Raw genomic sequence first — 26,673 nt, 5'->3', positions numbered from 1 at the left:
GCACCACTTCCCCGGTGCCAGGGCGCGAGGGTGGGACGGGCGGTTGGGGACCGGGGTGCACGGGCGGTGGCACGTGGGGGCGAACGGCCCCCGGTCAACGGGTGGAGCGGCGTGGAGCGAGGGGGGTGGAGCGGAGTGGAGGACGCGGGGAGCGCACCGGAGCCGGCACACGTCCCGGTCCTGCTCGAGCGCTGCCTGGAGCTGCTGGCCCCGGCGCTCGCGGCCGGCCCCGAGGGCGTGGACGCCAGGCCCGTCGTCGTGGACGCCACGCTCGGGATGGGCGGGCACAGCGAGGCCCTGCTGCGCGCCCACCCGCACGTGCGCCTGGTCGGCCTCGACCGGGACCCCGAGGCGCTCGAGCGGTCCGGCCGCCGGCTCGCTGCGTACTCCGACCGCACGGCCCTGGTCCACGCGGTCTACGACGAGCTCCCCGAGGTGCTCGACCGGCTCGGCATCACGCGAGTGCAAGGCGTGCTGTTCGACCTCGGTGTCAGCTCGCTGCAGCTGGACGAGGCGCGCCGCGGCTTCTCCTACGCGCAGGACGCGCCGCTCGACATGCGCATGGACCCGACCCGCGGGATCACCGCCGAAGAGGTGGTCAACACCTACTCCGCGCCCGACCTGGCCCGCGTGCTCCGCGAGTACGGCGAGGAGCGCTTCGCCCGCCGCATCGCCGACGCTCTGGTGCGCGAGCGGGAGCGGGCACCGCTGACCTCCAGCGCCCGGCTCGCGGAGCTCGTGCGCGAGGCCGTCCCTGCGGCCACGCGCCGCACCGGCGGGCACCCTGCGAAGCGGACGTTCCAGGCCTTGCGCATCGAGGTGAACCGCGAGCTCGCCGTGCTCGAGCGGGCGGTCCCGGCGGCGGTCGAGGCGCTCGCGGTGGGCGGCCGGGTCGTCGTCATGTCCTACCAGTCGCTCGAGGACCGCATCGTCAAGCGCGTGCTGACGGCCGCCTCGACGGTCGATCTGCCACCGGGCCTGCCGGTGGTGCCCGCCGGGATGGAGCCGCAGCTGCGGCTGCTCACGCGCGGGTCCGAGCAAGCCAGTGAGGAGGAGGTCGCCGCGAACCCGCGCGCGGCCTCGGTGCGGCTGCGCGCCGCCGAACGAGTCCGGGAGGCTGCATGAGCACGACGACGGTTCCGGGGCGCGGTCGGGTGGCCGCTGCGCGCCGCGGCCCGGGCGGGACGAGCACGGCGGGGGGGCCGGCGCGTACCGGGGCTCCCGCCGCTGCCGCTCCGCGGGCACGGGCCGGGGCTGTCGGCGGCGGCTCTCCCGTCCGCCCCACGCCCACGGCCCGGGCCGGGGCGACCGCGGCTGCCCGCCAGGGCCGGTCGCCGCGGGCGCCGTTCGTGCTGCTCGTGCTCGCGCTGCTCGCGGGTGGCCTGGCCACGATGCTGCTGCTCAACACGGTGCTCGCGCAGGGCGCCTTCGTCCGCGCTGACCTGGAGAAGCGCTCGGCCGAGCTCGCCGACCGGGAGCAGGCGCTGACGCAGCAGCTGGCACGGCTCGCGTCGCCCGAGCGGCTGGCCAAGGAGGCCGACAAGCTCGGGCTCGTGCCGTCCTGCCCCGCTTTCCTCTCGATCGCCCAGCGCAAGACGCTCGGCCAGGAGTGCACGGCCGACGCGACGCCGAAGCCTGCGGCACCGGGGCCCTCCGCCGCGGCCGGGGCCGCGCAGTGAGCCCGGCTCCGATGGGCCCGGCGCGCACCGACCGGCCCACGAGCGGTGCCCGTCCGGCCACCGGTGCCCGTCCGGCCGGCGCCGTTGGCGGCCGTCCGACCAGCGGCGCCCGTCCGCGCCCGGTCGGCTCGGCCCGCACGAGCGGCTACGGCGAGGCCCGCTATCGCGCACCGCGGCCGCGGGCGTACGACGCGGCGCGGCGCAGCGAGCAGGCCCGGCGCCCGGCCCCGCCCCGCCGTCCGGCCGCGCCGCGCACGCTGACGCTCGGCGACGGCCGCCGTCGGCTCAAGGCGGCCCTGCTCGTCCTGGCCTTCATCCTGTCCTTGTTCGCCGGGCGCCTCTTCCAACTGCAGGGCGTCGAGGCGTCGCAGTACGCGGCGCAGGCCGTCGACAAGCGGATGACGAACCCGCGGGTCCTGCCGGCCGTACGCGGCGAGATCCTCGACCGGCACGGCGTGGCGCTCGCGACGAGCGTCGAGGCGTACGACGTGGTCGCCAATCCGCAGAACGTCGAGGAGCCGGCGGTCACGGCGAAGGCCGTCGCGCGGCTGCTCGACCTCGACGCGGCCGAGGTGCAGGCCGACATCGAGGAGCGCAAGGCCAAGGGGAGCAAGTACCTCCGGCTCAAGCAGCGCGTCACGCCCGAGCTGCGGGCGACGATCCGCGCGCTGGACCCGACGGAGAAGGCCGGCATCGAGTTCATCAAGACCTCGCGCCGGACCTACCCGGCGGACTCCGTGGCGGCGAACGTCGTGGGCTACGTCGAGCGCGACGGTGACCACGGCAAGGCCGGGCTCGAGCTGGCGATGGACTCCACGCTCGCCGGCACCGACGGCAAGGCCGAGTACGAGGCGGCCAAGGGCACCCAGCTCCCGACCGGCGCGGCCACGATCGTGCAGCCGGTCGACGGGCAGGACGTCGTGACGACCATCGACCGCGACATCCAGTGGGTGGCGCAGTCCTCGATCGCCGCGAAGGTCAAGGAGGCGAAGGCCGACTGGGGCAGCGTCGTCGTCATGGACGCCAAGACCGGCGAGGTCTACGCGATGGCGACCGCTCCGACGTTCAACCCGAACACCTACTACAAGGCACCGGCCGCGGCGCTCGGCAACTACCCGGTGAGCGCCAACTACGAGCCGGGCTCGACGGCGAAGGTCATGACGGTCGCCGCCGCGATCCAGGAGGGGAAGGTGACGCCCATGACGCGGCTCACCGTCCCCGACCACATCGGCCGGGCGGGCGAGGTCTTCCACGACGACGAGCCGCACCCGACCTGGCAGCCGACCGTCACTGGCGTGCTCGCCAAGTCGAGCAACGTCGGCACCATCCAGGTCGCCGAGCGGATGTCCGCGGGCACCCTGGACCGCTACCTGCGCAAGTTCGGCATGGGCTCCAAGCCGGGCACCGGGCTGCCGGGCGAGGAGAACGGCCTCTTCCCGCAGGTCAAGGACTGGTCCGGCTCGACGCGCTACACCGTGGCGTTCGGCCAGGGCCTCGCCGGCACGCTGCTGCAGCAGGCCAGCGTCTACCAGACCCTGGCCAACGGTGGCGTCCGTGTCGCCCCGTCCGTCGTGAAGGCGACCGTCGGAGCCGATGGCGCGCAGTCGCCGGCCACGAACGGCAAGCCGACGCGTGTCGTCAGCGCCGCGACGGCCAAGCAGGTCATGCAGATGATGGAGGCGGTCGTCCTCGAGGGCGGCACCGGCATCCGGGCCGCCATCCCGGGCTACCGGGTGGCCGGCAAGACGGGCACGGCCCAGATCGCCGGCTGTGGCGGCTACTGCGCGGGCAAGTTCCAGGCGTCGTTCGTCGGCGTGGTGCCGGCGGACAAGCCGCGCCTCGTCGTGGCCGTGACGCTGCACTACCCGAAGAAGGTCAGCCACTTCGGCGGTGTGCTCGGCGCCCCGGTGTTCAAGGAGGTCGCGTCCTTCGCCCTCCAGACCCTCGGTGTGCCGCCGACCGGCGCGCGGTCGCCGAAGCTCAACCTCGGCAACGTCGGCCGGTAGCCTCCAAACCCGTGCCCGACCGGACCAGCCCCGCCTTCCCCCGGCCCTCGGGCCTGCCCGCCCGCTCCCTCGCGGAGGCCGCCGCCCGCGTGGCGGCGGCCCTGCCCGAGGGGGCCGACCCCGAGCTCGCGCTCAGCGGCGTCACGCTCCGCTCCGGCGACGTCCGACCCGGTGACCTGTACGCCGCGCTGCCCGGCTCCGCGCACCACGGCGCCGAGTTCGCGGCCGCCGCGGTCGAGGCCGGCGCGGTGGCCGTGCTCACCGACCCCGACGGCGCGGCGATGCTGGAGAGCGTGGGCGTCCCGGTCCTCGTCGCGGACTCCCCGCGGGCGGTCCTCGGCGAGCTGGCCGCCTTCGTCTACGGCAACCCGGCCGAGGGGCTGCTCCTGCTGGGGGTCACCGGCACGAGCGGCAAGACGACCACCGCGTACCTGCTCGAGGCGGGGCTGCGCGCGGCGGGGCACACCACCGGGCTCATCGGGACGGTGGAGACGCGCATCGGCGACGAGGCGCTCGCGAGCACGCTGACCACGCCGGAGGCCCCCGACCTGCAGGCGCTGTTCGCGGTGATGCGCGAGCGCGGCGTGACGGCCGTCGCGATGGAGGTGTCGAGCCACGCCCTCGCGCTCGGCCGCGTCGACGGCACGGTCTTCGACGTGGCCGCGTTCACCAACCTCGGCCGCGACCACCTCGACTTCCACCCCGACCTGGAGTCCTACTTCCTGGCCAAGGCCTCGCTCTTCACGCCCGCCCGCGCTCGCGCCGCCGTGGTCACGGTGGACGGCGAGCACGGCGTACGCCTCGTCGGGCTCGCGGCCGAGGCCGGCCTTCCCGTGACGACGGTGACGACCGGCAGCGGCGACGCGGCCTGGCGGGCCGCCGACGTGGAGGTCGGCCCGGAGGGCAGCCGGCTGCGCGCGCTCGGGCCCGACGAGGAGTGCGAGCTGGTCGTCGGGCTGCCCGGCGCCTACAACGTGGCGAACGGGCTGCTCGCCCTCGCGGCCCTCGACGCAGCGGGGGTGCCGGCCAAGACCGCGGCGCCGGCGCTGGCCGCCGTCCGGGTCCCGGGGCGCATGGAGCGGGTGCCGGACGCGGGCACCGGGATCGTCGGCGTCGTCGACTACGCGCACAAGCCCGACGCCGTCGAGGCGGCGCTCTCCGCGGTGCGCGCGGCCGTCGCGGGCCGGGTGCTCGTCGTGCTCGGCGCCGGAGGCGACCGTGATCGGGAGAAGCGCCCGCTCATGGGGGAGGCGGCCGCGCGCCGTGCCGACGTGCTCGTCGTCACCGACGACAACCCGCGCTCGGAGCGGCCGGGCGACATCCGCTCGGCGGTGCTCGCGGGCGCCCGGGGTGTGCCGCTTCCCCGGCGTGCGGTCGTGCTCGAGCTGGGCGACCGGCGCGGGGCCATCCGGGCCGCCGTCGGCCTGGCGCGGCCCGGCGACGCCGTGGTGGTGCTGGGCAAGGGCCACGAGCGCGGGCAGAGCGCCGGGGGAGTGGTGACGCCCTTCGACGACCGCGACGAGCTCGCGGACGCCCTGGAGGCGCTCGCGTCGGAGGCCGCGGAATGAGCCCGCGCACCCTCGCCGACATCGCGCTGGCCGCCGGCGGCGCGGTCGTCGACGCCCCTGACGACGGGCGGGGCCTCGTCGTCGACGGCCCGGTCGTCCTCGACTCGCGGGCCGCGGCGCCGGGCGCGCTGTTCGTGGCCGTGTCCGGCGAGCGGACGGACGGGCACGACCACGCCGCCTCGGCCGTGGCGTCGGGCGCCGCGGCCGTGCTCGCCGACCGCCCCGTCGGCGTCCCCGCGGTGGTCGTCCCCGACGGCGCCACCGCCGGGCTGGGGCGGCTCGCGCGCGCCCACCTCGCGGCCCTCCCGGAGCTGACCGTCGTCGGCGTGACCGGCTCGTCGGGCAAGACGTCGACCAAGGACCTGCTGGCCGCCGTGCTGGAGCGCAGCGGCCCCACGATCGCGCCGCCCGGGTCGTACAACAACGAGCTGGGGCTTCCCCTGACGGCGCTGACCGCCGACGCCGCGACGCGTTGGGCAGTGCTCGAGATGGGCGCCCGGGGCGTGGGGCACATCGCCGACCTCTGCGCCATCGCACGGCCGCGCGTCGGCGTGGTGCTCAACGTCGGCAGCGCCCACGTCGGGGAGTTCGGCTCCCGCGAGGCGGTCGCCCGGGCCAAGGGCGAGCTGGTCGAGGCGCTCCCCGCGGCGGCCGACGGCGGCGTGGCCGTGCTCAACGGCGACGACCCGCTGGTGTCCGCGATGGCCGAGCGGACCGCCGCGCGCGTCGTCGCCTTCGGGGAGGGCCCGGGCTGTGACGTACGCGCCACCGGGGTCCGCCTCGACGGGCGAGGGCGGGCGTCGTTCCGGCTCGTGACCCCTGAGGGCGAGGCCGACGTGCAGCTCCGGCTCGTCGGCGAGCACCACGTCTCCAACGCGCTCGCCGCGGCGTCCGTCGGCCGTGAGGCCGGGCTGCCCGTCGCGGAGCTGGCCGCCGCGCTGTCCGCCGCCACGCCGCGCAGCCGGTGGCGCATGGAGGTCGTCGACCGCGCCGACGGCGTGACCGTGATCAACGACGCCTACAACGCCAACCCCGAGTCGATGCGGGCGGCGCTCAAGGCGCTCGCGTCGCTGGGCCGCGCGCAGGGCGGCGCGCGCCGGACGTGGGCGGTGCTGGGCGAGATGCGCGAGCTGGGCGACCTGAGCGTCGCCGAGCACGACGCGATGGGCCGGCTGGCCGTACGCCTCGGCATCTCCAAGACCGTCGCCGTGGGCGAGGGCGCGGTCGTGCTCGGCATCGGGGCGCGCGAGGAGGGCTCGTGGGGTGACGAGGTGGAGTTCGTCGCCGGGCCCGACGAGGCGCTGGACCTGCTGCGCGAGCAGCTGCGCCCGGGTGACATCGTGTTGGTGAAGGCGTCGCGCGCGGTCGGCCTGGAGCGCGTCGCGGCGGCGCTGCTCTCCGACGTGCCGCCGGCGCCGGAGGAAGGCAGCTCGTGATCAGCATTCTCGTCGCCGGAGCCGTGTCCCTCGTGGTCGCGCTGTTCGGCACGCCCTGGCTCATCCGCATCCTGCGCCGGCAGGGCTACGCCCAGGCGATCCGCGACGTGGGCGAGGGCTACCCCGACCACGAGGCCAAGCGGGGCACGCCGTCGATGGGCGGCGTCGTCATCATCGCGGCCGTGCTGTCCGGCTACGCCGCGGCGCACCTGGTCGCCGGGGTCTCCGACCCGCCGGGCGGCGGTGAGCCGACGGTGTCCGGGCTGCTGGTGCTCGGCCTCATGACCGGGCTCGGGTTCGTCGGCTTCCTCGACGACTACATCAAGATCTTCAAGCAGCGCAGCCTCGGCCTGCGTGCCCGCACCAAGCTGGGCGGGCAGACCGTCACCGCGCTGGCCTTCGGGATCCTGGCACTGCGCTTCCCTGATGCCGATGGCGTGCATCCCGCTTCCACCGAGATCTCGTTCATCCGGGACACGGGGCTCGGCCTCGGGGCCGTCCTCACGGTCGTCTGGATCTACTTCATGGTCGCCGCGGCGTCCAACGGCGTGAACCTCACCGACGGCCTCGACGGGCTCGCGACGGGCGCGAGCGTGATGACGTTCGCCGCGTACGTCCTCATCGGGGTGTGGCAGTTCGGCAACAACTGCGCCGCCTCCGACGCGGGGACCGGCTGCTACGAGGTGCGCGACCCGCTCGACCTCGCGGTCGTGGCCGCCGCGCTGATGGGGGCCTGCTTCGGCTTCCTGTGGTGGAACGCGTCGCCGGCCCGCATCTTCATGGGCGACACCGGCTCGCTGGCCCTCGGCGGCGCGCTCGCCGGGCTCGCGGTGCTGACGCGCACCGAGCTGCTGCTCGTGCTGCTCGGCGGGCTGTTCGTGCTCATCACGCTGTCGGTCGTGCTGCAGGTCGGGTGGTTCAAGCTCAGCGGCGGCAAGCGGCTCTTCCGCATGGCGCCCCTGCAGCACCATTTCGAGCTCGCGGGCTGGGGCGAGGTCACGATCGTCATCCGCTTCTGGATCGTCGCCGGGCTGTTCGTCGCCGCCGGCCTCGGCACGTTCTACGCGGAGTGGGTCTCCGGCTCGTGACGGCGGCTCGCAGCGGCGGGCCGGAGGGCGGACGTGAGCAGCCGTTGCCGCGACACGCGGCCGAGGTCCCGGCCGGACGGCTCCTCGGCACCGACACTGGGCGCGTGACTGCCCGGGGCGAATCGGTGGAGCGCGCGGGCCGCCGACGCACGCCCGGCCTCGAGGACGGGCGGGGGCTCGTGGCCTCGGTCCGGGCGATGCTCGCGCGGCCGTCGGCGTCCTACGTCATCGTGCTCGCCAGCGCCGGCCTGCTCATGCTGCTCGGCCTGGTCATGGTGCTGTCGGCCTCGAGCGTGGACTCCTACCTGCGCACGCGGTCCTCGTTCACCGAGTTCCGCAAGCAGGCGATGTTCTTCGCCATCGGCGTCCCGGTGCTGGTGGTGGCGTCGCGGCTGCCGGTCCGGGTGTGGCGTGTGCTCGCCTATCCCGCGCTGCTCGTGGCCGGGGTGATGCTCGCGCTGGTGCCGTTCATGGGCCACGAGGTCAACGGCAACACCAACTGGCTCGTGATCGGCGGCATCCAGGTGCAGCCGAGCGAGGCGGCCAAGCTCGCGCTGGTGCTGTGGGGCGCCGACCTGCTGGCCCGCAAGGAGCGCCTGCTCGACCAGTGGAAGCACCTGCTGGCGCCACTGCTGCCCGTCGGTGCGGCGTTCCTGCTGTTCGTCCTGCTCGGCCAGGACCTCGGCACCGCGCTCGTGCTCATGGCGATCGTGCTGGCGCTGCTCTTCTTCGCCGGCGCGCCGTTCCGGGTCTTCGCGATGGTCATGGCCGCCGGGTCGGCGGGCGCGGTGTGGCTCGCGGTCACGCACCCGACGCGTGTCGAGCGCATCATCAGCTGGACCCAGCCGAGCACCGACCCGATGAGCACGAACTTCCAGGCCACGCACGGCAAGTTCGCGCTGGGCACCGGCGGCTGGACCGGGGTCGGGCTCGGCGGCTCGCGGGAGAAGTGGCCGGGGCTGCTGCCCGAGGCGCAGAACGACTTCATCTTCGCGATCATCGGCGAGGAGCTCGGGCTCATCGGCACGCTGCTCGTGCTCGCGCTCTTCGGGGCGCTCTGCTACGGCGGCCTCCGCGTGGCGATGCGCACGCAGGACTCCTTCGTCCGGCTCGCCGCCGCCGGGGTCACGATCTGGATCGCGTTCCAGACCCTGGTCAACATCGGCGCGGTCCTCGGTGTCGTGCCGGTCATCGGCATCCCGCTGCCGCTCGTCTCGGCCGGCGGCTCGGCGCTGCTGACCACCATGGCCGCCATCGGGCTCCTGCTCGCGCTCGCCCGGGACGAGGCACGCCGCGGCCGGCGCCTGCCTGCGGGCGCCCCCCGGCCGCGGGCCGCGGGCATGTCCGGCCGGCCCGACTCCCCAACGGGCCGCCCGGCAGCTGCCGGAGGGAGAGCCCGGGGCACGGGAGCGTCCGGTTCGGCGCCGCCCGGCGGGGCCGCTCCGGGCGAGCCGGAGCCCCGCCGCCGCCCCTCGCCACGCCCGGCGGCCCCGGTCCGCAGCACCGGGCGCCCCGCACCCGCATCCCGCCCGCAGCCGGCCCGCCGGCCGCCCGAGCCGCGGCCCGCCCCGTCGCCGCGTACCGCAGGAGGACGCTGACGTGCCCGCCAGCTTGCATGTGGTCCTCGCCGGCGGCGGGACCGCAGGCCACGTGGAGCCCGCGCTCGCGCTCGCCGACGCCCTGCGCCGTGCCCGGCCCGACATCGGGGTCACCGCGCTCGGGACCGAGCGCGGCCTCGAGACACGGCTGGTGCCCCAGCGTGGCTACGACCTCGCCCTCATCCCGCCGGTGCCGGTGCCGCGCCGGCCGAGCCCGGCGCTGCTCAAGGTCCCGGCCCGGCTCGTCGGCGCCGTCCGGGCGGCTGCGGCCGTGCTGCGCCGCACCGAGGCCGACGTCCTCGTCGGGTTCGGCGGCTACGTGGCCGCCCCGGCGTACCTCGCCGCCCGACGGCTCGGCGTCCCCGTGGTCGTGCACGAGGCCAACGCGCGCCCGGGGCTGGCGAACCGCCTCGGCGCCCGGCTCACGCACCACGTCGCGGGCGCATGGCCGGACACGCCGCTGCGGCACGCGGACTACGTCGGGATGCCGCTGCGCCGCACGATCACGACGCTGGACCGGGCCGGTGTCCGGGCCGCCGCCCGGGCCGAGCTCGGGCTGGCGCCCGACCTGCCGACCCTGCTCGTCTTCGGCGGCTCGCAGGGCGCCCGCAGGCTCAACCTCGCGGTGCACGGGGGCGCGGACGCCCTGGCCGCGGCGGGCGTGCAGGTGTTGCACGCAGCAGGCCGGGGCAACGTCGTCCCGGTCGAGCGGACGTCCGGCCCTCCCTACGTCGCACTGGAGTACCTCGACCGCATGGACCTCGCCTACGCCGCCGCCGATGTCGCGCTCTGCCGCGCGGGCGCCATGACGTGTGCCGAGCTCGCCGCGGTCGGGCTGCCCGCCGCCTACGTGCCGCTGCCGCACGGCAACGGCGAGCAGCGCCTCAACGCCGAGCCGGTCGTCCGCGCGGGTGGCGGCCTTCTCGTCGACGACGCCGACTGCACGCCGGAGTGGGTCGCCTCTACGCTGGCGCCGCTGCTGGCCGACGCGCCGCGCCTCGAGGCGATGGGGCGCGCGGCGGCCGAGTTCGGGCGCCGCGACGGGGACGACCGGCTCGCCGCGCTCGTGCTCGGTGTGGCCGAGGGGGAGCGTCGATGAGCGCCGTCCCCGCACCAGACCCCGTCCCGCCGGCCGACGCGCTGGGGCGCGTCCACTTCGTCGGCATCGGCGGCGCCGGCATGTCCGGCATCGCACGGATCCTGCTCGCCCGCGGCATCCCGGTCTCGGGCAGTGACGCGCGGGAGTCGCGTACGGTCACCGCCCTGCGCGCGCTGGGCGCCACCGTGCACATCGGGCACGCCGCGTCCAACGTCGCCGACGCGGACACGGTCGTCGTGTCGAGCGCGATCCGCCCGGACAACCCGGAGCTAACCGAGGCCCAGGCGCGCGGGCTGCTGGTGCTGCCGCGCGCTGCCGCGCTCGTCGCGGTGATGGCCGGGCGCCGCGCCGTCGCGGTCGCGGGCACGCACGGCAAGACGACGACGACCTCGATGCTGACCGTGGCGCTGCAGCACTGCGGGGCCGACCCGTCGTTCGCGATCGGCGGCAGCCTCAACGAGTCCGGGGCCAACGCCCACAACGGCTCCGGCGACCTGTTCGTCGCCGAGGCCGACGAGAGCGACGGGTCGTTCCTGCTCTACTCGCCCGACGCCGCCATCGTCACGAACGTCGAGGCCGACCACCTGGACCATTACGGCACCGGGGAGGCGGTCACGGCGGCCTTCGAGGCGTTCGCGCACCGGGTGCTCCCCGGCGGGCTGATGGTCACGTGCGCCGACGACCCCGGCGCCCGCCTGCTCGCACAACAGGCTCGCGATGCAGGAATCCGAGTTCAGACCTACGGCGAGGCCGAGGACGCAGACCTGCGCGTCGAGGGGCTCCGCCTCGTCGGCCCGGGGTCGCGCTGGTCTGCGGTCCATCGCGGGCGACGGCTCGGCGAGGTCAAGCTGCAGGTGCCGGGGCGGCACAATGCCCTGAACTCCGCTGCAGCCTTCGCCACCGCGTTGGGCCTCGGCTTCCCCGCCGCGGACGTCCGTGACGGCCTCGCCGCCTTCACCGGCACCCGCCGCCGCTTCGAGAACAAGGGGACGGCCGCGGGCATCCGGGTCTACGACGACTACGCGCACCACCCGACCGAGGTGGAGGCGACGCTGCGCGCGGCGCGTGGCGTCGCGCTCGGCGGGCGGCTCGTCGTGGCGTTCCAGCCGCACCGCTACTCGCGGACCGCGGCGTTCCGCGACGCGTTCGGCGCGGCGCTCGCGCTGGCCGACGAGGTCGTCGTCATGGAGGTCTATCCGGCCGGGGAGGACCCGCTGCCCGGAGCGACCGGAGCCTCGGTCGCCGCGGCCGTGCAGCTCCCGCGGGAGCAGGTGTGCTTCGAGCCGTCCTGGTCGGCCGTCGCCGGGCGGCTCGTCGAGCGCGCCCGGGGCGGCGACGTCGTGCTGACCCTCGGCGCGGGTGACGTGACGATGGTGGGACCGGAGGTCCTCGAGCTGCTGCAGGCCCCGCGGTGAAGCCGCGGCGGCCGCCGGACCGGGCCGGGCGCGCGGGCACCCGCCCGGGTGCGCCGGGCCGTGCGCCCGCGCGGTCCGGGATGCCCCGCCAGCGGCCGGCGCCGCCGGGTCCCGCGGGCGCGTCCCCCGCGCCGCGCCGGGTCGTCCGTCCCCGGCTGTCCCCGCGTGCGATGGGCGTCCTGGCCGGCCTCGTCGTCCTGCTCGGGGTGGCCGCCTGGGTGGCCCTCGGGACCTCGCTGCTGGGGGTGCGGACGGTCGAGGTGGTCGGCGCGTCCCGCGTGCCCCCCGAGCAGGTACGCGCCGCCGCCGACGTCTCGCCCGGCTTCCCGCTCGCGCGGGTCGACCCTGCCGCCGTCCGCGAGCGCGTGGCCGCCATACCCGCCGTGCGCGACGTCCGGGTCGAGCGCCGCTTCCCGCGGACGCTCGTCGTCACCGTCGCGGAGCGGACGCCGGTGGCGGTCACGTCCATGCGCGACAGCGGGCTGACCTACGTCGACGCCGCCGGGGTCGCGTTCGCTCCGGCACCGCCGGCTGCGGCGAAGGGCAAGACGGCGCTGCCGGTGCTGCGTACGGCCGCCGGCCCGACGCGGGTGGCCGCGGCCGTCGTCGTCGGCGGGCTGCCCGCCGGACTGCAGAAGCGCGTCGTCCGCGTCGAGGCGAAGACCCCGGACAGCGTGACGCTCGTGCTGCGCAGCGGCCACTCGGTGGTCTGGGGCGACGTGGAGCGGGCGCAGCGCAAGGCCGAGGTGCTCGTGGCCCTCATGGCCGCGGTGAAGGACGCGAAGACGTACGACGTCAGCGCGCCGGACGCGCCGACGACGCGCTCCACCTGACCCCGCTCGGCCGCCCGCGGCCGGCTCTTGCCGGCGAGAACGACATCGTTCTCGAATACCGCTCGGTCCTGTTTGACGTCCAGCACGACTGCGGCGTCGTCGCCGTCAACCGGAACACCCGCGGATGGTGGAGGAACGTCAGCGACTACCTGGCCTTCGGGCCGAAGCAGGCCAGGATCGTGCCGTTCGTGGACCTGGAGTACCGGGAGAGCTGGGTGTCGGGGCTGCAGGAGGTCGACCCTGCTCGCCGCCTACAACGCCGACGGCACGATCAGCGACCGCACCACGGCCACCCTGCGTGAGCGTCTTCGACCGGGCGGTCGATGCGGCGCGCGCCGGCCGAGAGGCCCCGGCGCTCGGCTACCTCCAGCAGTTCCTCGACCGGGTCAGGAACCAGGTCAAGGGCGACGCCGCCGATGTCGCCGCCAGGGAAGCCCTCGTCGCCGCCGCGCAGCCCGTCCTCCGGGGGCTGCGGGCGCTGGACGTCAGCGAGGGCTGACCTCCGCCACGCCGGGTGCCGGTGCCGCCTCGCGCGGTGCCCGCACCCGGCGAGTGCGGCAGCCTCGACCCGCTGCGGTCACGGGCCCCATTCCTGCCACGTCGCGACGGGGGAGAAGCCGAGGCGCGCGTAGAGCCGCTCGGCGAGGGGGGTCGACTGCAGGGTCGCGGTCCGGCTCCCCTCGTGCTGCATGTCCTCGAGCGCGGCGTGCAGGACGGTCCCGGCGAGGCCGCGGCCACGGCTGCCCTCCCGCGTGGCCACCATCGAGACGTTGACGTCGTCGCCGTGCGGCAGGAGGACCAGGCCGGACTCCCCGTCGCCGCTGAGGTACGCCCGCAGGCCCGGGACTCCACGCAGCAGCTCCGGGTCCGCGCCGTTGAGCTCGGCCACCCGGCCGGGGTCGGCGCCGCGCAGCACCTGCGCTCCCGGGGCCGGCGCTCCCGACCGAACGGGCAGGCGGGCGAGCATCGGCCGGGTCGTGACGTCCCGGCGCAGCCCCTCCGCCTCCAGCGCCGCGGCCGTGGCCGCGTCGCGGGACCAGACGGCCCACGTGGCGTGCGGCCGGAGGAGCCCCAGGACCTCGGGGACCGCGCCCGGTGTGAGGACGGCGGCGTTCGTGAGGACGGGATGCTCGGGGTCGAGCAGCGCGATGTAGCCGTCGTCGTGCACGGCCCGCGCTCCCGCGTGCGCCTTCGCGAAGGCGTCCCATGAGGCCGCGAGCGAGCCCAGATAGCGGGTGAAGGAGTCGTCCACGGAAGCGATGATCCTGCATCCGCACGGGTGTGCGGAGGCGTCCCGGTGCCGCCCTGCCACGCGCGCGTCGCTGCCGCGCCGCCGGTGACGCGCGCACGTCCGGGGCGCGCTCTGCACCCGCGGCGGGCGGGCGGCTTGCTGCTTCCCGCGGTCGTGGTCAGCCGGCCTGGTCGGCAGTCTCGGCGGGGCGGGGCGGGCAGTAGGTGGCCGAGCGGCCCTGCGAGCGGTCGATGACGTGCTCGCTCATCGGCCGACCGCACGATGTGCAGTCCATGGCGACGCGTGGCGCCGGGGCGCTGGGCTCGTTCGGGTCGCCGAGGTCGGGCGGGCCCATGAAGAAGAACAACGGGTTGCGGCGCTCGCGCTTGACGTCGGTCTCGGTCGTCTTGCGCCGCCAGGGTCGTGCCATTCCGGTCTCATGCCCCTTCTCGCGCTGCGGACGCGTTCTGGAACTGGCCGGGCAGCTCGCGGACCAGGACCAATCGTTGGTACCCCAACCATTGGTACGATCGTAGCCGACGAAAGGAGGCCGACGTGGGTGACCTGGACGACATCGGCGACCCCCTCGCGCTCGAGGAGCAGGTCTGCTTCGCACTGTCGGTGGCCGCGCGCGGGGTCGTCGCGGTCTACAAGCCGCTGCTCGAGCCGTTCGGCCTGACGCATCCGCAGTACCTCGTCATGCTGGCCCTCTGGCAGCACGCCCCGTTGTCCGTCAAGGACCTGAGCCGACTGCTGCAGCTCGACCCCGGGACGCTGTCGCCGCTGCTCAAGCGGCTCGAGGCGGCCGGGTACGTCCGCCGGGAGCGAGACTCGGCCGACGAGCGGCTGCTCGCCGTGTCCCTGACGCCTGCCGGCGTCGCCCTGCGCGAAGAGGCGCTCAAGATCCCGCCGGCGGTCGTGGACCGGCTCGGCATGGACCTCGCGGAGCTCCGCCAGTTGCACACCGCGCTCACGGGCGTCATCGCCGCCGCCTCCGGCACGCCGAGTCCGGCGGGCCCGCGCTGACCCTCGGCCGGTAGGACGCAGCGTGGCTGCCCGACAGGGGCTTGGGCGGCCGCCGCGGGGTGCGCCGGCCGCCGACGGGGGTAGCACTCCCGCAGGACGTCCGGGCGGCTACCGCATGGAGGGCCCGCGACGGGGCACGACGACGGCGTACCGGCAAGATCCAGGCAGCAACGGCCCGGACCGATCGGAAGGACCTCCTGTGGCGGGTGGACTCGTAGCACTCCTCGACGACGTGGCGGTGCTCGCGCGGGCCGCCGCCGCCTCGGTCGACGACATCGGGGTCGCCGCCGGGCGGGCGAGCACGAAGGCAGTGGGGGTCGTCGTCGACGACGCCGCCGTCACGCCGCAGTACGTCCGTGGCCTCGCCGCAGAGCGCGAGCTGCCCATCGTCAAGCGCATCGCGATGGGCTCGCTGCGCAACAAGCTGCTCATCCTGCTGCCGGCCGTTCTGCTGCTCAGCCAGTTCGCCGACTTCCTGCTGACGCCGATCCTCATGCTGGGCGGCGCCTATCTCTGCTTCGAGGGCGCGGAGAAGGTGTGGGCGAAGGTCGCGGGCCACCACGACGACTCCGGCGGGGGCACACATGCCCTGCCGGACGAGAACGCCCTCGTGTCCAGCGCGGTGCGCACCGACTTCATCCTCTCGGCCGAGATCATGGTGATCTCGCTGAACGAGGTGACCGACGAGCCGTTCCTGTCCCGCGCGATCATCCTCGCGATCGTCGCCGTGGCCATCACCGTCCTCGTGTACGGCGTCGTCGGCCTGATCGTGAAGATGGACGACGCCGGCCTGCGGCTGGCCGAGAGCGGAAGCAAGGGCGTCGCCCGGCTCGGACGCGGCCTCGTGCAGGCGATGCCGCGGCTGCTCACCGTCCTCACGGTGGTCGGGACCGTCGCGATGCTCTGGGTGGGCGGCCACATCCTGCTGGTGGGTGCGGACGAGCTGGGCCTGCACGCGCCCTACGAAGCGGTGCACCATCTGGAGGAGTGGGCGCACGACGCGGTGGGCGCGCTCGGCGCGGTCGTGGGCTGGCTGGCGAACACCCTGGCCAGCGCGGTCGTCGGGCTCGTCGTCGGCGCGGTGGTCGCGACGGTCGTGACGCTCACGGTCCACCGGCGGCAGGCGGGGTTGTCGCACTAGCCTCGCCGACGCTCGAGGATCTCACGCAACGGGCCGCCGCCCCGCACGGCGCAGGGTCGACGACGCCGGCCTGCGCTGAGGTGGTCAGCCGAGCCGATGGCCGGTGGTGCCCGTCGCGGTCCCGTCCTGCGTCGTGCCGCGTGGCTCGACGTTCACGATGCGGGTGCCCGGCTCCGCGCGGGGCCGGTGGCGTACGCCCCGGGGCACGGTGAAGACGTCCATGGGGCCGAGGCTGACCGTGCGGTCCGGCAGGTCCAGGTGCAGCCGCCCGGTCAGCACCAGGAAGACCTCGTCGGTGTCCTCGTGGACGTGCTCGGCGTAGTCGCCCTCCACGTTCGCGGCCTTGACGTCGTAGTCGTTGACCTCGCCCACGACGTGCGGGGACCACAGCTCTGCCACGCCGTCGAGGACGTCGTGCACGTTGCGCTTGTCGGCGACGGCCAGCCTCGCGGGGGCCTGCTCCTCCAGCAGGCGGGCGAGGTTCGCGAGCGAGGCCTGCATGCCTGCGGCGTGGTCCTCGGGGGTGATGCCGGCAGGCACGTCCTCGGCGCGGATCGCCACGAGGGTCGCCCCGCTGCTCGCGCGCAGCTCCCACGTCATGCGCATGGTGCCGGCGAACGCTTCGTCCGCTGACTCGAAGTCGACGGCCTGGACGACACGCTCGGGGGGCTCGAGCGCGAGGAAGCGGGCGTGCACGACGTCGGAGTCGGACGTCGTCTTTCCGCCCGTCGACGGGGTCGTCGAATAGGTGAGGACGAGCCGGTACGAGCCGCCCGCCCGTGCGTCGAAGTGCTCGAAGCGACCGGTCATGCCGTGCGGTGGCAGCCATCGGACGAGGAGCGCGGGATCCACCAGCGCGGCGTACACGTCGTGTTGGGGGGCATGGATCATGCGGGAGGCGCTGTCGACTCGGGGCATGTGCCGATCATGGCAGCCCAGCCGTCAAGGCCGACGGGACAAAGGCGCTCTCGGACAGCATCCCGGCTGCATTGCGTCGGCCCGTCGGCACGCTCGCTGCGGGCGGCAACGATTGCGCCCTCGGGTGTGAGGCGACGCCGCGGCCCGCACGGCGCAGCGCCTTCTGTCGCTCTTCACTGCTGCGCCGATAGCGCTATGGGACAAGATCTTTTACAACGTCGTAAAAGACTCTTTACGACGTTGTAAACCCGGACTACGTTGGCGACCGCGGGCCGCCGCCCCGGCGCTCGACGTCGTTCCAGCCGAAGGAGTGGTGACTGTGTTGCAAGTGACGGGACAGCGGACAGGTGGGCGTCTCCGGCGGCTCTCCGCGCTGGTTGCAGCACTGGCGATGAGCGCCGCGATGGGCCTCAGTCAGTCGACGATGTCGGCTGAGGCGGCGGAGACGCCGGGCCCGAGGGTGTTCGCGGACCCGAGTTCGCCGACCGGCTACACCGCTCGCTTCGTCTACTACAACCCGACCGCCACGAGCGTGCGCTTCGTGGCCGACATCCTGCTGAGGAACTGGGCCGACCCGAGCGACCCGACGGTCTATCAGCCGCAGCAGTACAAGCCCGGGCTCATGAGGGGCGGCGGCGCCTACAACGTGCAGATGACCAATGCCGGCGACGGCTACTGGGTGACGGAGGTGCCGTTGGCTGCGGGCGCCAACCAGTACTGGTTCTACGTCAACAACGACACGAGCCTGTGGGTGGCCGACCCGGCCAACTCGCCCCGCTTCGCCCCCGACGGGCTCACCGGCACCGCTCGACGCGCCTTCAACATGGTGAACGTGCCGTACGACCCGGTGAAGCAGAACTATGCGCCGCTCGCCGCGCGGACGATCGAGAACCCTCGACCGGACATCAAGCACGGCAGTTGGAGCTACGTCCCCCTGCAGATCGGGACGGCCACCCGCACGATCGGCGTCTACCTCCCGCCGGATTACCGCGCCCAGCGGGGCAAGCCGTACAAGACGATCTACATGCAGCACGGCGGCGGCCAGGACCAGTCCGACTGGATGACCATGGGCGACGTCCCGACGATCATGGACAACCTGCTGGCGGACCGCGCCACCGAGGAAGCCGTCGTCATCACCACCAACACCAACTACCTGGGCGCGGCCAACCAGGGCTACCCGAACCTGCGCAACGTCGTGATCCCCTTCGTCGAGAGCAACTACAACGTCTCGACGCGCGCCATCGACCGTGCCTTCGCGGGCCTGTCGGCCGGCTCCGCCGTCACGCAGAACCTCATCAACTTCGACGCCACGAAGTTCGGCTATTGGGGCCCGTGGAGCGGCGGTGCGTCCGTGCGGGCCACGACGCCGGACGTGGACAAGCCCTACATCCTCTACGGCGGCGGGCGCTGGGACTTTGGCCTGCCCAACGCCAACACCGTGACCGCCTTGGACGCTACCGCTTTCGTGGAGAACGAAGTGGTCGCCGGCGCCCACGACTTCAACGCCTGGAACCAGCTGTTCACCATCTTCGCCCGCGACTACCTCTGGCAGCCCCATGCCTTCATGGCCGACAAGATCGCCGCGCTGGACACGGCCGTCGGCGCCACGGGCCTGGACCGGCGCGAGAAGCGGGACCTCAGCACGCAGCTGCGCAAGGTGGACCAGGCCCTCTCCCGCGATAAGTCCGAGCAGACGGTCGCGCTCCTGCAGGGCTTCGTCGACGAGGTGGACGCGCTCCACGACGGCCGCCAGCTGACCGACGCGCAGGCCGCCGCCCTCATGGCGGGCGCGCAGAAGATGATCTCCAGTCTGTCCTTCTGGCTCTGACCGTCCCGAGCAACGCGTGCCGCCGGCGGGCTCGTCCCCGCCGGCGGCACGCCCCGGCTCCGGCACGACCGGACACCAGCGGGAGCGTCGGCGAGAGGCGGCGAAGCTCAGGTGGGCAGCTCGACCCGGGGTGTGGCAGCTACGAGCGGAGACGGGACCGGCCCGGCGCCGGTCGACTCGCGGGACACGATGTGAAAGTCCGCCTTGACGGTCCGGGGCGGGGCCTTCACACCCTTCTCGTTGATCCGCTCGACCAACAGCTCGACGGCCGTCGCCGCGATCTCCTCGCGGCCGGGGTCGACCGTGGTGAGGGAGGGGACGGCGTACTGGCTCTCGTCGACGTTGTCGAAGCCCACCACGGCGACGTCCTCCGGCACCCGCAGCCCCACCTCCTGGAGCCCGCGCAGCACGCCGAGGGCGAGGGCGTCGTTGAGGGCGAACACGGCGTCGAACTCCTGGCCCTCGGCGACCATCTCGTGGATGGCCGCCGCGCCTCCCGCGCGGTTCCAGTGCGAGGTGCGCCGGACGAGGCGCTCGTTGCCGGGGATCCCGGCCTGGTCGAGGGCGCGGCGGTACCCGCGGGTCCGCAGGCTCCACGAGCTGGCGTCGGAGTCGTCGTCCCCCTCCGCCCCCACCAGGGCGATGCGCCGGCGGCCGATCGACAGCAGGTGCTCGACCGTGGCGACGGCCGAGGACACGTTGTGCATGGTGACGTGGTCCGTGGGGCCGTTGAAGATCCGCTCGCCCAGCAGCACGAGCGGGAAGGGGACGTCGAGCAGGGGGGCGTCCGCCTGGCCCATGCCGACGGGGCTGAACAGGATCCCGTCGGTGAAGTGCATCCGGGCCCCGGAGATCACCAGCCGCTCGGTGTCGCGGTCCCCGTTGGTCTGCTCGACGAGCACGCCGAGCCCGTGCTTCTCGGCCGCCCGGATGACGGAGTCGGCGAGCTCGGCGAAGTAGTTCTCCCGCAACTCCGGCACCGCGAGGCCGATGATGCCGGTCTTGCCCGAGCGCAGCCCTCGGGCGGTGAGGTTGGGCCGGTAGCCCAGCTCCGCGATCGCCGCGAGCACGCGGTTGCGGGTCACCGGCCGCACGTGCGGGTAGTCGTTGATGACGTTCGAGACCGTCTTGACCGAGACGCCCGCAATCAGTGCGACGTCGTGCATGGTCGCGCCCATCGGCCCTCCCTGCTTTTCCTGATGCTCGCCGCGTTATTGTCGGATCCTACCGGCCCGACCGTTGGTGCGCGGCATCCCGAACGCATGACCGCGCCTTCTTCCGAAGCGTCGGCGCGACGTCGATAACTATCATATATCGAGCTCTTGACAGTTCCCTTCTACAACGTTGAAAATGCTGCGCAACTGCAGGTCTCGTCGGGCGGGTGAAGGTCGTCCGGCTCGATCGCAGCGGTCCGCCTGCATCGACGAAGACGTCCCGCACCGGAAGGGAAGGCCCAATGAAGACGAGATCAGCCATTGCTGCTTCAGCCGCAGCGTGCTTCGCGCTCGTTGCCATGCTCTCGGGGTGCGGAGGTGGCGATGACGACTCCGCTGCCGATGGGGCCGGCACGGCCAGTGCCGGCGCCGGTGGGGGCGGCGGCGGCAAGGCGGCCAACTGCACGAACAAGGTCCGCAACGAGCAGGCTCCGGTCGTCACCATGTGGGCGTGGTACCCGAACATGGAGAAGGTCGTCGACAACTTCAACAGCCAGAATGACGACGTCCAGATCTGCTGGACGAACGCAGGGGCCGGCCCGGACGAGTACGAGAAGTTCCAGACGGCCGTCTCCGCGGGATCGGGGGCTCCCGACGTCGTCATGCTCGAGGCCGACCGGATCCCGACCTTCCAGGTCCAGGACGCGCTGGTCGACCTCAAAGGCCTCGGCTACGAGGACGTCAAGGCCAACTTCAGCGACGGCGCATGGAAGGACGTCTCGGTGGGTGACGGCGTCTTCGGCGCCCCCGTGGACGGCGGCCCGATGGGGATGATCTACCGCAAGGACGTCTTCGACAAGTACGGGATCACGCCGCCCAAGACCTGGGACGAGTACGAAGCCGCGGCCCAGAAGGTCAAGGACGCCGGTGGCCCGCTCTTCGGTGACTTCCCGGCCAACCAGCCGGCCTACGTGACGGCCCTGCTGTACCAGAACGGTGCTCAGCCATTCAACTACTCGCCCTCGGACGGCGGCACGATCGGCATCGACCTCGACAGCGAGGCTGTCAAGCAGGTGCTGGACTACTGGGCCGGCCTGACGTCCAAGGGCCTGGTCGGCAAGCAGGACCAGTTCACGCCCGAGTACATCTCCGGGGTCATCGGCGGCGACTACGCGACGTACCTCTCCGCCGCATGGGCTCCCGGATACCTCCAGGGCGCCGGCGTCGGCACGGGCGACGACAAGGGCGTGTGGGCGACGGCTCCGCTGCCGCAGTGGGACCCCAGCAACCCGGTGCAGGTCAACTGGGGCGGCTCGGCGTTCTCCGTGACCAAGCAGGCCGACAACCCCGAGCTGGCGGCCAAGGTCGCTTTCGGGGTGTACGCCGACGACGCGTCCCTCGAGGAGGGCTGGAAGAACCAGATCATCTTCCCGCTGAGCCTCAAGGTGCTGAACGACCCGGCCTTCATTGACTACAAGGTCCCGTTCTTCAACGGCCAGCAGGCGAACAAGGAGGTCTACGTGCCTGCGGCGAACGGCTACCAGGGCATGACCTACACCCCGATCGGCCAGTACTTCTACACCGCCTTCACCAAGCAGATCGCCGCCATCAACGAGGGCAAGGCGAGCGGTTCCGAGGCTGCGGACGCGCTGCAGAAGGACGTCGAGGGCTACGCCAAGGAGCAAGGCTTCACCGTGCAGTGACGAGGTGACCCCACGGCTGGCCGGTCCGAGAGCCACGGGTCGGCCAGCCGTCGTATCTGCCAGACCTGGAGATCACGATGACCCTCTCGCTCACCCCCTCCACGAGCACCGCGCACCCGGTGCGTGCCGCGCGCCGCCGTGCCCCCGCCAGGCGCAAGAACCTCGCCGGCTGGCTGTTCGTCGCGCCGTTCGGGATCGTCTTCGTGACGATGCTGATCCTGCCCCTCGGGTACGCCCTCTACCTGAGCCTCTTCCGCAGGGCGCTGATCGGCGGCACCCGGCTCGTCTGGTTCGACAACTACGTCAAAGCCTTCAACGACCCCTCGTTCCGCGAAGGCGTCTCGTTCGTCATCCGCTTCTCGCTCGTCCTCATCCCGGTCCAGATGGCCATCTCGCTCGCTGTCGCGCTCATGCTCGACCTGATGGTCAATCGTTTCGCCAGATTCTCACGACTGATGATCTTCATGCCGTATGCAATCCCGGCGGTCATCGGAGCATTGATGTGGGGATTCCTCTACAGCAAGAACTTCGGCCCGCTCGCCGACATCTCCTCTCTGGTCGGGGCCGATGCGCCGGACTTCCTGGGCTCGAAGCTCATCTTCTGGGGACTGTTCAACGTCGTGACCTGGCAGTGGGCCGGCTACTACATGATCATCCTGTTCGCCGCCCTCCAGGGCATCGATCCCTCCTTGTACGAGGCCGCGCGCATGGACGGGGCGTCCCAATGGCAGATCGCGCTGCGGATCAAGATCCCGCTCGTGGCCCCTGCCCTGCTGCTGATCCTGGTGTTCGCGCTCATCGGGACCCTGCAGTTCTTCAACGAGCCCAAGATCCTCCAGCCGCTCGCCGCCGGCGCCCTCCCGGAGGACTTCACCCCGAACATGTACGCCTACGAGCAGGCCTTCAACCTGGCCAACTACAACTACGGCTCGGCGATCTCCTTCTCGCTCGGCGCCGTCGTGTTCGTCTGCGTCTACCTCTTCCTGTTTGCCACCCGCAAGCGAGGGAGCTTCCTCTCATGAGCAGCGGCGTCACTCAGCGGGGTTCACGCACCCCCAGGAGACCGCGGTACCTCCCGCTGCACGTCCTTCTGGCCTTCCTCGTCGTCTACTTCCTGGTGCCGTTCTGGTGGCTGATCGTCAACAGCTCCAAGAGCTCGGCCGGGCTGTTCGGTGGCGGCAATGCGCTCTGGTTCTCCGACGACATCGACTACGGGGAGAACTTCCGACAGTTGTTCACCTACGGGGGTGGGATCTACCGGCGGTGGCTGCTCAACTCGGCGCTCTACGCCGTCGCCGGTGGAGTCGGCGCGACGGTCCTGGCCGTGCTCGCGGGCTACGGCTTCGCCAAGTACCGTTTCGCGGGCCGTCGGCTCGCGTTCGCCATCCTGCTCGGCGCCGTGATGGTGCCCACGACCGCGCTGGTCATCCCGACCTTCATCCTGTTCGCGAAGATCGACCTGACGAACACGGTCTGGGCGGTGATCCTCCCCACCTGGCTGAACCCGTTCGGGGTCTACCTGATGCACGTCTACGCGCGGGACGCGGTGCCCGACGAGCTGCTGGACGCCGCGCGAGTGGACGGCGCAGGGGAGTTCAGGACGTTCCTGCGGATAGCGCTCCCACTGATGCGGCCGGCCATCATCACCGTGCTGCTGCTGTCGATCGTGGCCTCCTGGAACAACTACTTCCTGCCCCTGGCCATGTTGTCCGACAACCGGCTCTTCCCGGTCACCGTCGGGATCGGGCTCTGGCAGTCGACGGCCTCGACCTACGGCGCCGCAGGCGGGCAGAGCCTGTGGAGCATCATCATCCTCGGCTCGCTCATCTCGGTCGTGCCCTTGATCGTCGCGTTCCTCACCCTTCAGCGCTATTGGCAGGGCGGCCTGTCCTTGGGAAGCCTGAAGTAGAAGTCCGCCATTCGACTAGTCAACCGAGGACTCTTGATGCGCGCACACCTGACCATCGACCCGCACTTCGTCGTCGGGGAGATCAACGCACGTCTCTTCGGCTCCTTCGTGGAGCACCTCGGCCGGGCGGTGTACGACGGCATCTACGAGCCCACCCACCCCACCGCCGACGAGGACGGCTACCGCAAGGACGTCGTGGCCCTCGTCCGTGAGCTCGGCGTCACCGCCATCCGCTACCCCGGCGGCAGCTTCGTCTCGGGCTACCGGTGGGAGGACGGGGTCGGGCCGAGGGACCGGCGACCACGCCGGCTCGACCTGGCCTGGCACTCGACCGAGACCAACGAGATCGGCCTGAACGAGTTCGCGACGTGGCTGCAGAAGGTCGGGAGCGAGATGGTCTATGCCGTCAACCTCGGCACGCGCGGGGTGCAGGAAGCCCTCGACGTCCTGGAGTACGCGAACATCCGATCCGGGACGGCGCTGTCGGACCTGCGGGCGGAGCACGGCTCGGTCGAGCCGCATGCGATCCGCATGTGGTGCCTGGGGAACGAGATGGACCACCCCTGGCAGCTGGGATACGGCACCGCGGAGAGCTACGCCGAGCTTGCGTCGAAGACGGCTCGCGCCATGCGGCAGATCGACCCCGGCCTCGAGCTCGTCGTCTGTGGCAGCTCCGGCGCCGGTATGCCGACGTTCGGGGAGTGGGAGCGCGTGGTGCTCGAGGAGACCTACGACGTCGTCGACTTCATCTCCTGCCACGCCTATTTCGAGCCCTACGACGGCGACTACGGGAGCTACCTCGCCTCCGCCGTGGAGATGGACCTCTTCATCGAGACCGTCGCCGCGACCGCTGACCACGTCAAAGCGCTCAAGCGCAGTGCGAAGACGATGTACATCGCCTTCGACGAGTGGAACGTGTGGTACCTGTCCCGCTACACCGACGTCGAGCGCATCACCGACGCCGGCACCTGGCCCGTCGCCCCACGCCTCCTCGAGCACGCGTACACCGTCATGGACGCGGTGGTCTTCGGGAGCCTGCTGATCTCGCTGCTGAGGCACGCCGACCGCGTGAAGTCGGCCAATCTCGCGCAGCTGGTGAACGTCATCGCGCCGATCATGACCGAGCCGGGTGGCGACGCCTGGCGACAGACGACGTTCTTCCCCTTCGCCCAGGCCTCGTCCCTGGCTCGCGGCACGACCCTGGAGCTCAAGCTCGACTGCCCCACCTACCGCACCGAGCGCTACGGGGACGTGCCCGTGGTGGACGCCGTGGCCACGCACGAGGCGGAGTCCGGCTCCACGGCGGTGTTCCTGGTGAACCGGAGCCTCACCGACGAGGTCGCGGTGGACGTCGAAGTGTCGCACCTGGGCGACGTGCGCATCGTGCGGGCGCAGAGCCTGCACGACGCGGACGTGCACGCCGCCAACCTGCGTGACGACCAGGAAAGGGTCGGTGTCCAGGACAACGCGACTGCTCGTCTCGACGGCTCGGTCATGCGGCTGACGCTGCCGGCCGTCTCCTGGACGGCGGTGACCCTGGAGGCTCCGCCCGGCGGGGTGGCCACCCGGTGAGCTGATCCCGCGCCGGCGGATACGGCAGTCGGACCCGGGCCGCGGCCACGTCACCTGCGTCGATCCGCGACTGCTGGAACGCGCTGTTTGCCTGCGCGTTACGTCACGCGAACAACTCCGCTCGATCGTTGGCGTCGTCGCCGAGACCGTGCGACTCAGCCCGGCCACCCGCAGCAACATCCCCGTGGCCGTTCCGACGAAGGAGTCCATCGTGTCCGCCAACCACTGGAGCTCGGTGAGCCGACGCAGCCTCCTGGCTGCCGGCCTCTCGGTGCCGCTCGCGGCAAGCCTGCCTGGACAGGCGTCGGCCCTGGAGAGCAAGGGCGTCCGCCGAGCGGCGAGCAGCAAGTACGACGTGCACGTCAAGGCGACCCCGGACAACCTGCACTGGGGCGGCTTCCCGATCAACGCGACCCCGGCCGCCACGATCAAGTCCGGCGACAGGGTGCGCGTCGACATGCTCTCGCACCAGGGGGCGACCCAGGCGGTGCATCCCAACGACTACTTCGCTGCCTTCGGAGCCGGGCCCGAGGCGGTGCTGCCCGACGCGATCGCGTTCTGGGAGACCCGAGCCGCGCGCACCGCCGCAGGCAAGCAGTACGGCGGCCACGTGCTCACCGGCCCCATCTACGTCAAGGGCGCAGAGCCGGGGGACACCCTCGTCATCGACATCGAGAAGATGGAGACCCGCGCACCGTTCGGCTTCAACAACACCGCCCCGACCGGCGGGGTGATGGCCGACTTCTACCCCGGCTGGCGCCAGGGCGACGTCGGCCTCGACATTCCTGCAGTCATCCCGCCGAACATGCCGGCAGGGGTGTGGCCCGACGTGCGCACGCACATGTACGAGGTCACCGGGCGCGAGGGCCACCAGACCGTGCACTTCTCCGACAAGCTCAAGATCCCAGCGGCGCCGTTCCCGGGCATCGTCGCCGTCGCCCCCCAGAGCGGAGTCTTCATCGGCAACACCGAGGACGCTCCGCCGCCCGCTACCGGCGTGCAGAACTCGACCCCGCCCTGGACCTTCGGCGGCAACATGGACGTCCGCGACCTCACCTCGGGCTCGACCCTGTACCTCCCGGTCTTCCAGCCCGGCGGGCAGATCTTCATCGGCGACCCGCACAGCGCCCAGGGCGACGGCGAGGTCAGCGGCACCGCGGTCGAGCACTCCTGCGTCGGGAACTTCCGCATCCGAGTGATGAAGAACGTCGAGACCGAGCTGCCCTGGGCCGAGAACCGCGACTTCTGGATCATGATGGGGATCCACTGGGACCTCGACCGTGCCATGCGCATGGCGGTCGAGAAGACGGTCGACTTCCTGGTGACGACGCAGGGGATGACGGCCGCGAAGGCCTACTCCTTCGCGTCGATCGCCGTGAACTACCACGCGGCCGAGGTCGTGGACCGCACCCAGGTCGTCACCGGCCACATCCCGAAGAGCGTGTTCTAGGGGCGATGCCGCTGTCGTC

The 26,673-nt window shown here is 72.7% G+C and carries 23 protein-coding genes; 19 read left to right on the top strand and 4 right to left on the bottom strand.

Going from position 1 to position 26,673, the window contains the following annotated elements; translation table 11 throughout:
- Positions 1-111 precede the first annotated feature (111 nt).
- From rsmH to G9H71_RS00680, 11 genes are all read left to right on the top strand, one after another.
- A complete protein-coding gene (gene rsmH / locus G9H71_RS00730) occupies positions 112-1,125 on the top strand; it encodes a 16S rRNA (cytosine(1402)-N(4))-methyltransferase RsmH (protein ID WP_166276441.1) in 1,014 nt (337 codons plus the stop codon).
- Entirely contained in the window at positions 1,122-1,679 is a 558-nt protein-coding gene (locus tag G9H71_RS00725) for an FtsB/FtsL family cell division protein (protein ID WP_166276438.1), read from the top strand. Before rsmH ends, G9H71_RS00725 begins: the two co-directional genes overlap by 4 nt.
- Positions 1,676-3,685 carry a peptidoglycan D,D-transpeptidase FtsI family protein gene (locus tag G9H71_RS00720; RefSeq protein ID WP_166276435.1) on the top strand — a complete coding sequence of 670 codons (2,010 nt, stop codon included), beginning with the start codon at positions 1,676-1,678 and terminating at the stop codon, positions 3,683-3,685. The genes G9H71_RS00725 and G9H71_RS00720 overlap by 4 nt, the downstream gene beginning before the upstream one ends.
- A gap of 11 nt (positions 3,686-3,696) precedes the next feature.
- Entirely contained in the window at positions 3,697-5,253 is a 1,557-nt protein-coding gene (locus G9H71_RS00715; RefSeq protein ID WP_166276432.1) for a UDP-N-acetylmuramoyl-L-alanyl-D-glutamate--2,6-diaminopimelate ligase, read from the top strand.
- Positions 5,250-6,689 (top strand): UDP-N-acetylmuramoyl-tripeptide--D-alanyl-D-alanine ligase, encoded by a 1,440-nt coding sequence (locus tag G9H71_RS00710; RefSeq protein ID WP_166276429.1) that lies wholly within the window; start codon positions 5,250-5,252, stop codon positions 6,687-6,689. Before G9H71_RS00715 ends, G9H71_RS00710 begins: the two co-directional genes overlap by 4 nt.
- Positions 6,686-7,777 carry a phospho-N-acetylmuramoyl-pentapeptide-transferase gene (gene mraY / locus G9H71_RS00705; RefSeq protein WP_166276427.1) on the top strand — a complete coding sequence of 364 codons (1,092 nt, stop codon included), beginning with the start codon at positions 6,686-6,688 and terminating at the stop codon, positions 7,775-7,777. The genes G9H71_RS00710 and mraY overlap by 4 nt, the downstream gene beginning before the upstream one ends.
- 104 nt (positions 7,778-7,881) lie before the next feature.
- Positions 7,882-9,375: a putative lipid II flippase FtsW gene (ftsW, locus tag G9H71_RS00700; protein WP_166276424.1), complete on the top strand. Its 1,494-nt coding sequence runs from the start codon at positions 7,882-7,884 to the stop codon at positions 9,373-9,375.
- Between the two features lie 13 nt (positions 9,376-9,388).
- A complete protein-coding gene (gene murG / locus G9H71_RS00695) occupies positions 9,389-10,474 on the top strand; it encodes an undecaprenyldiphospho-muramoylpentapeptide beta-N-acetylglucosaminyltransferase (protein WP_166278795.1) in 1,086 nt (361 codons plus the stop codon).
- Entirely contained in the window at positions 10,471-11,889 is a 1,419-nt protein-coding gene (gene murC, locus G9H71_RS00690; protein WP_166276421.1) for a UDP-N-acetylmuramate--L-alanine ligase, read from the top strand. Before murG ends, murC begins: the two co-directional genes overlap by 4 nt.
- A 170-nt stretch (positions 11,890-12,059) precedes the next feature.
- Entirely contained in the window at positions 12,060-12,722 is a 663-nt protein-coding gene (locus tag G9H71_RS00685; RefSeq protein WP_166276418.1) for a cell division protein FtsQ/DivIB, read from the top strand.
- Positions 12,723-13,020: 298 nt separating this feature from the next.
- Complete coding sequence (locus tag G9H71_RS00680; protein WP_166276415.1) at positions 13,021-13,221, top strand: hypothetical protein; 201 nt, start codon at positions 13,021-13,023, stop codon at positions 13,219-13,221.
- 78 nt (positions 13,222-13,299) lie between these two features.
- Here the strand turns inward: G9H71_RS00680 and G9H71_RS24835 are convergent, their stop codons facing one another.
- On the bottom strand, positions 13,300-13,974 hold the full coding sequence (locus tag G9H71_RS24835) for a GNAT family N-acetyltransferase (RefSeq protein WP_166276412.1): 675 nt from the start codon (positions 13,972-13,974) through the stop codon (positions 13,300-13,302).
- 157 nt (positions 13,975-14,131) lie between these two features.
- A complete protein-coding gene (locus G9H71_RS00670; protein WP_166276409.1) occupies positions 14,132-14,383 on the bottom strand; it encodes a hypothetical protein in 252 nt (83 codons plus the stop codon).
- Between the two features lie 125 nt (positions 14,384-14,508).
- Here G9H71_RS00670 and G9H71_RS00665 point away from each other — a divergent pair, with 125 nt between their 5' ends.
- A complete protein-coding gene (locus G9H71_RS00665; RefSeq protein WP_331272639.1) occupies positions 14,509-14,979 on the top strand; it encodes a MarR family winged helix-turn-helix transcriptional regulator in 471 nt (156 codons plus the stop codon).
- A gap of 199 nt (positions 14,980-15,178) precedes the next feature.
- Positions 15,179-16,120 (top strand): DUF808 domain-containing protein, encoded by a 942-nt coding sequence (locus G9H71_RS00660; RefSeq protein WP_166276406.1) that lies wholly within the window; start codon positions 15,179-15,181, stop codon positions 16,118-16,120.
- 84 nt (positions 16,121-16,204) lie between these two features.
- On the opposite strand, the gene G9H71_RS23215 is transcribed toward G9H71_RS00660, so the two are convergent.
- On the bottom strand, positions 16,205-17,038 hold the full coding sequence (locus G9H71_RS23215) for an SRPBCC domain-containing protein (RefSeq protein ID WP_231133965.1): 834 nt from the start codon (positions 17,036-17,038) through the stop codon (positions 16,205-16,207).
- A gap of 403 nt (positions 17,039-17,441) precedes the next feature.
- Here G9H71_RS23215 and G9H71_RS00650 point away from each other — a divergent pair, with 403 nt between their 5' ends.
- On the top strand, positions 17,442-18,866 hold the full coding sequence (locus G9H71_RS00650; protein WP_231133964.1) for an alpha/beta hydrolase-fold protein: 1,425 nt from the start codon (positions 17,442-17,444) through the stop codon (positions 18,864-18,866).
- 107 nt (positions 18,867-18,973) lie between these two features.
- Here the strand turns inward: G9H71_RS00650 and G9H71_RS00645 are convergent, their stop codons facing one another.
- Positions 18,974-20,044, bottom strand: coding sequence for a LacI family DNA-binding transcriptional regulator (locus G9H71_RS00645; protein WP_166276401.1), 1,071 nt, complete (start codon positions 20,042-20,044; stop codon positions 18,974-18,976).
- A 335-nt stretch (positions 20,045-20,379) separates the two neighbouring features.
- On the opposite strand from G9H71_RS00645, the gene G9H71_RS00640 reads away from it, so the two are divergent.
- From G9H71_RS00640 to G9H71_RS00620, 5 genes are all read left to right on the top strand, one after another.
- Positions 20,380-21,723 (top strand): ABC transporter substrate-binding protein, encoded by a 1,344-nt coding sequence (locus G9H71_RS00640; RefSeq protein ID WP_231133963.1) that lies wholly within the window; start codon positions 20,380-20,382, stop codon positions 21,721-21,723.
- Between the two features lie 77 nt (positions 21,724-21,800).
- Entirely contained in the window at positions 21,801-22,745 is a 945-nt protein-coding gene (locus G9H71_RS00635; protein ID WP_166276395.1) for a carbohydrate ABC transporter permease, read from the top strand.
- Positions 22,742-23,632: a carbohydrate ABC transporter permease gene (locus G9H71_RS00630; protein WP_166276392.1), complete on the top strand. Its 891-nt coding sequence runs from the start codon at positions 22,742-22,744 to the stop codon at positions 23,630-23,632. Before G9H71_RS00635 ends, G9H71_RS00630 begins: the two co-directional genes overlap by 4 nt.
- Positions 23,633-23,668: 36 nt before the next feature.
- On the top strand, positions 23,669-25,204 hold the full coding sequence (gene arfA / locus G9H71_RS00625; RefSeq protein ID WP_231133962.1) for an arabinosylfuranosidase ArfA: 1,536 nt from the start codon (positions 23,669-23,671) through the stop codon (positions 25,202-25,204).
- Between the two features lie 211 nt (positions 25,205-25,415).
- Entirely contained in the window at positions 25,416-26,654 is a 1,239-nt protein-coding gene (locus tag G9H71_RS00620; RefSeq protein ID WP_331272638.1) for an acetamidase/formamidase family protein, read from the top strand.
- Positions 26,655-26,673: the final 19 nt, after the last annotated feature.

Source organism: Motilibacter deserti (assembly GCF_011250635.1).
Lineage (GTDB): Bacteria > Actinomycetota > Actinomycetes > Motilibacterales > Motilibacteraceae > Motilibacter_A > Motilibacter_A deserti.
The sequence above is the reverse complement of the archived record's forward strand: the minus strand, read 5'-3'. Positions and strand labels throughout refer to the sequence as shown.

What these genes read in the sequence shown, in the direction of transcription:
- G9H71_RS00725 (WP_166276438.1), top strand. Translation starts at nt 1,122, where the DNA reads ATGAGCACGACGACGGTTCCGGGGCGCGGTCGGGTGGCCGCTGCGCGC.
- G9H71_RS00710 (WP_166276429.1), top strand. Translation starts at nt 5,250, where the DNA reads ATGAGCCCGCGCACCCTCGCCGACATCGCGCTGGCCGCCGGCGGCGCG.
- murC (WP_166276421.1), top strand. Translation starts at nt 10,471, where the DNA reads ATGAGCGCCGTCCCCGCACCAGACCCCGTCCCGCCGGCCGACGCGCTG.
- G9H71_RS00685 (WP_166276418.1), top strand. Translation starts at nt 12,060, where the DNA reads ATGGGCGTCCTGGCCGGCCTCGTCGTCCTGCTCGGGGTGGCCGCCTGG.
- G9H71_RS00670 (WP_166276409.1), bottom strand. Translation starts at nt 14,383, where the DNA reads ATGGCACGACCCTGGCGGCGCAAGACGACCGAGACCGACGTCAAGCGC.
- G9H71_RS23215 (WP_231133965.1), bottom strand. Translation starts at nt 17,038, where the DNA reads ATGCCCCGAGTCGACAGCGCCTCCCGCATGATCCATGCCCCCCAACAC.
- G9H71_RS00650 (WP_231133964.1), top strand. Translation starts at nt 17,442, where the DNA reads ATGGGCCTCAGTCAGTCGACGATGTCGGCTGAGGCGGCGGAGACGCCG.
- G9H71_RS00645 (WP_166276401.1), bottom strand. Translation starts at nt 20,044, where the DNA reads ATGGGCGCGACCATGCACGACGTCGCACTGATTGCGGGCGTCTCGGTC.
- G9H71_RS00640 (WP_231133963.1), top strand. Translation starts at nt 20,380, where the DNA reads ATGCTCTCGGGGTGCGGAGGTGGCGATGACGACTCCGCTGCCGATGGG.
- G9H71_RS00635 (WP_166276395.1), top strand. Translation starts at nt 21,801, where the DNA reads ATGACCCTCTCGCTCACCCCCTCCACGAGCACCGCGCACCCGGTGCGT.
- G9H71_RS00630 (WP_166276392.1), top strand. Translation starts at nt 22,742, where the DNA reads ATGAGCAGCGGCGTCACTCAGCGGGGTTCACGCACCCCCAGGAGACCG.
- arfA (WP_231133962.1), top strand. Translation starts at nt 23,669, where the DNA reads ATGCGCGCACACCTGACCATCGACCCGCACTTCGTCGTCGGGGAGATC.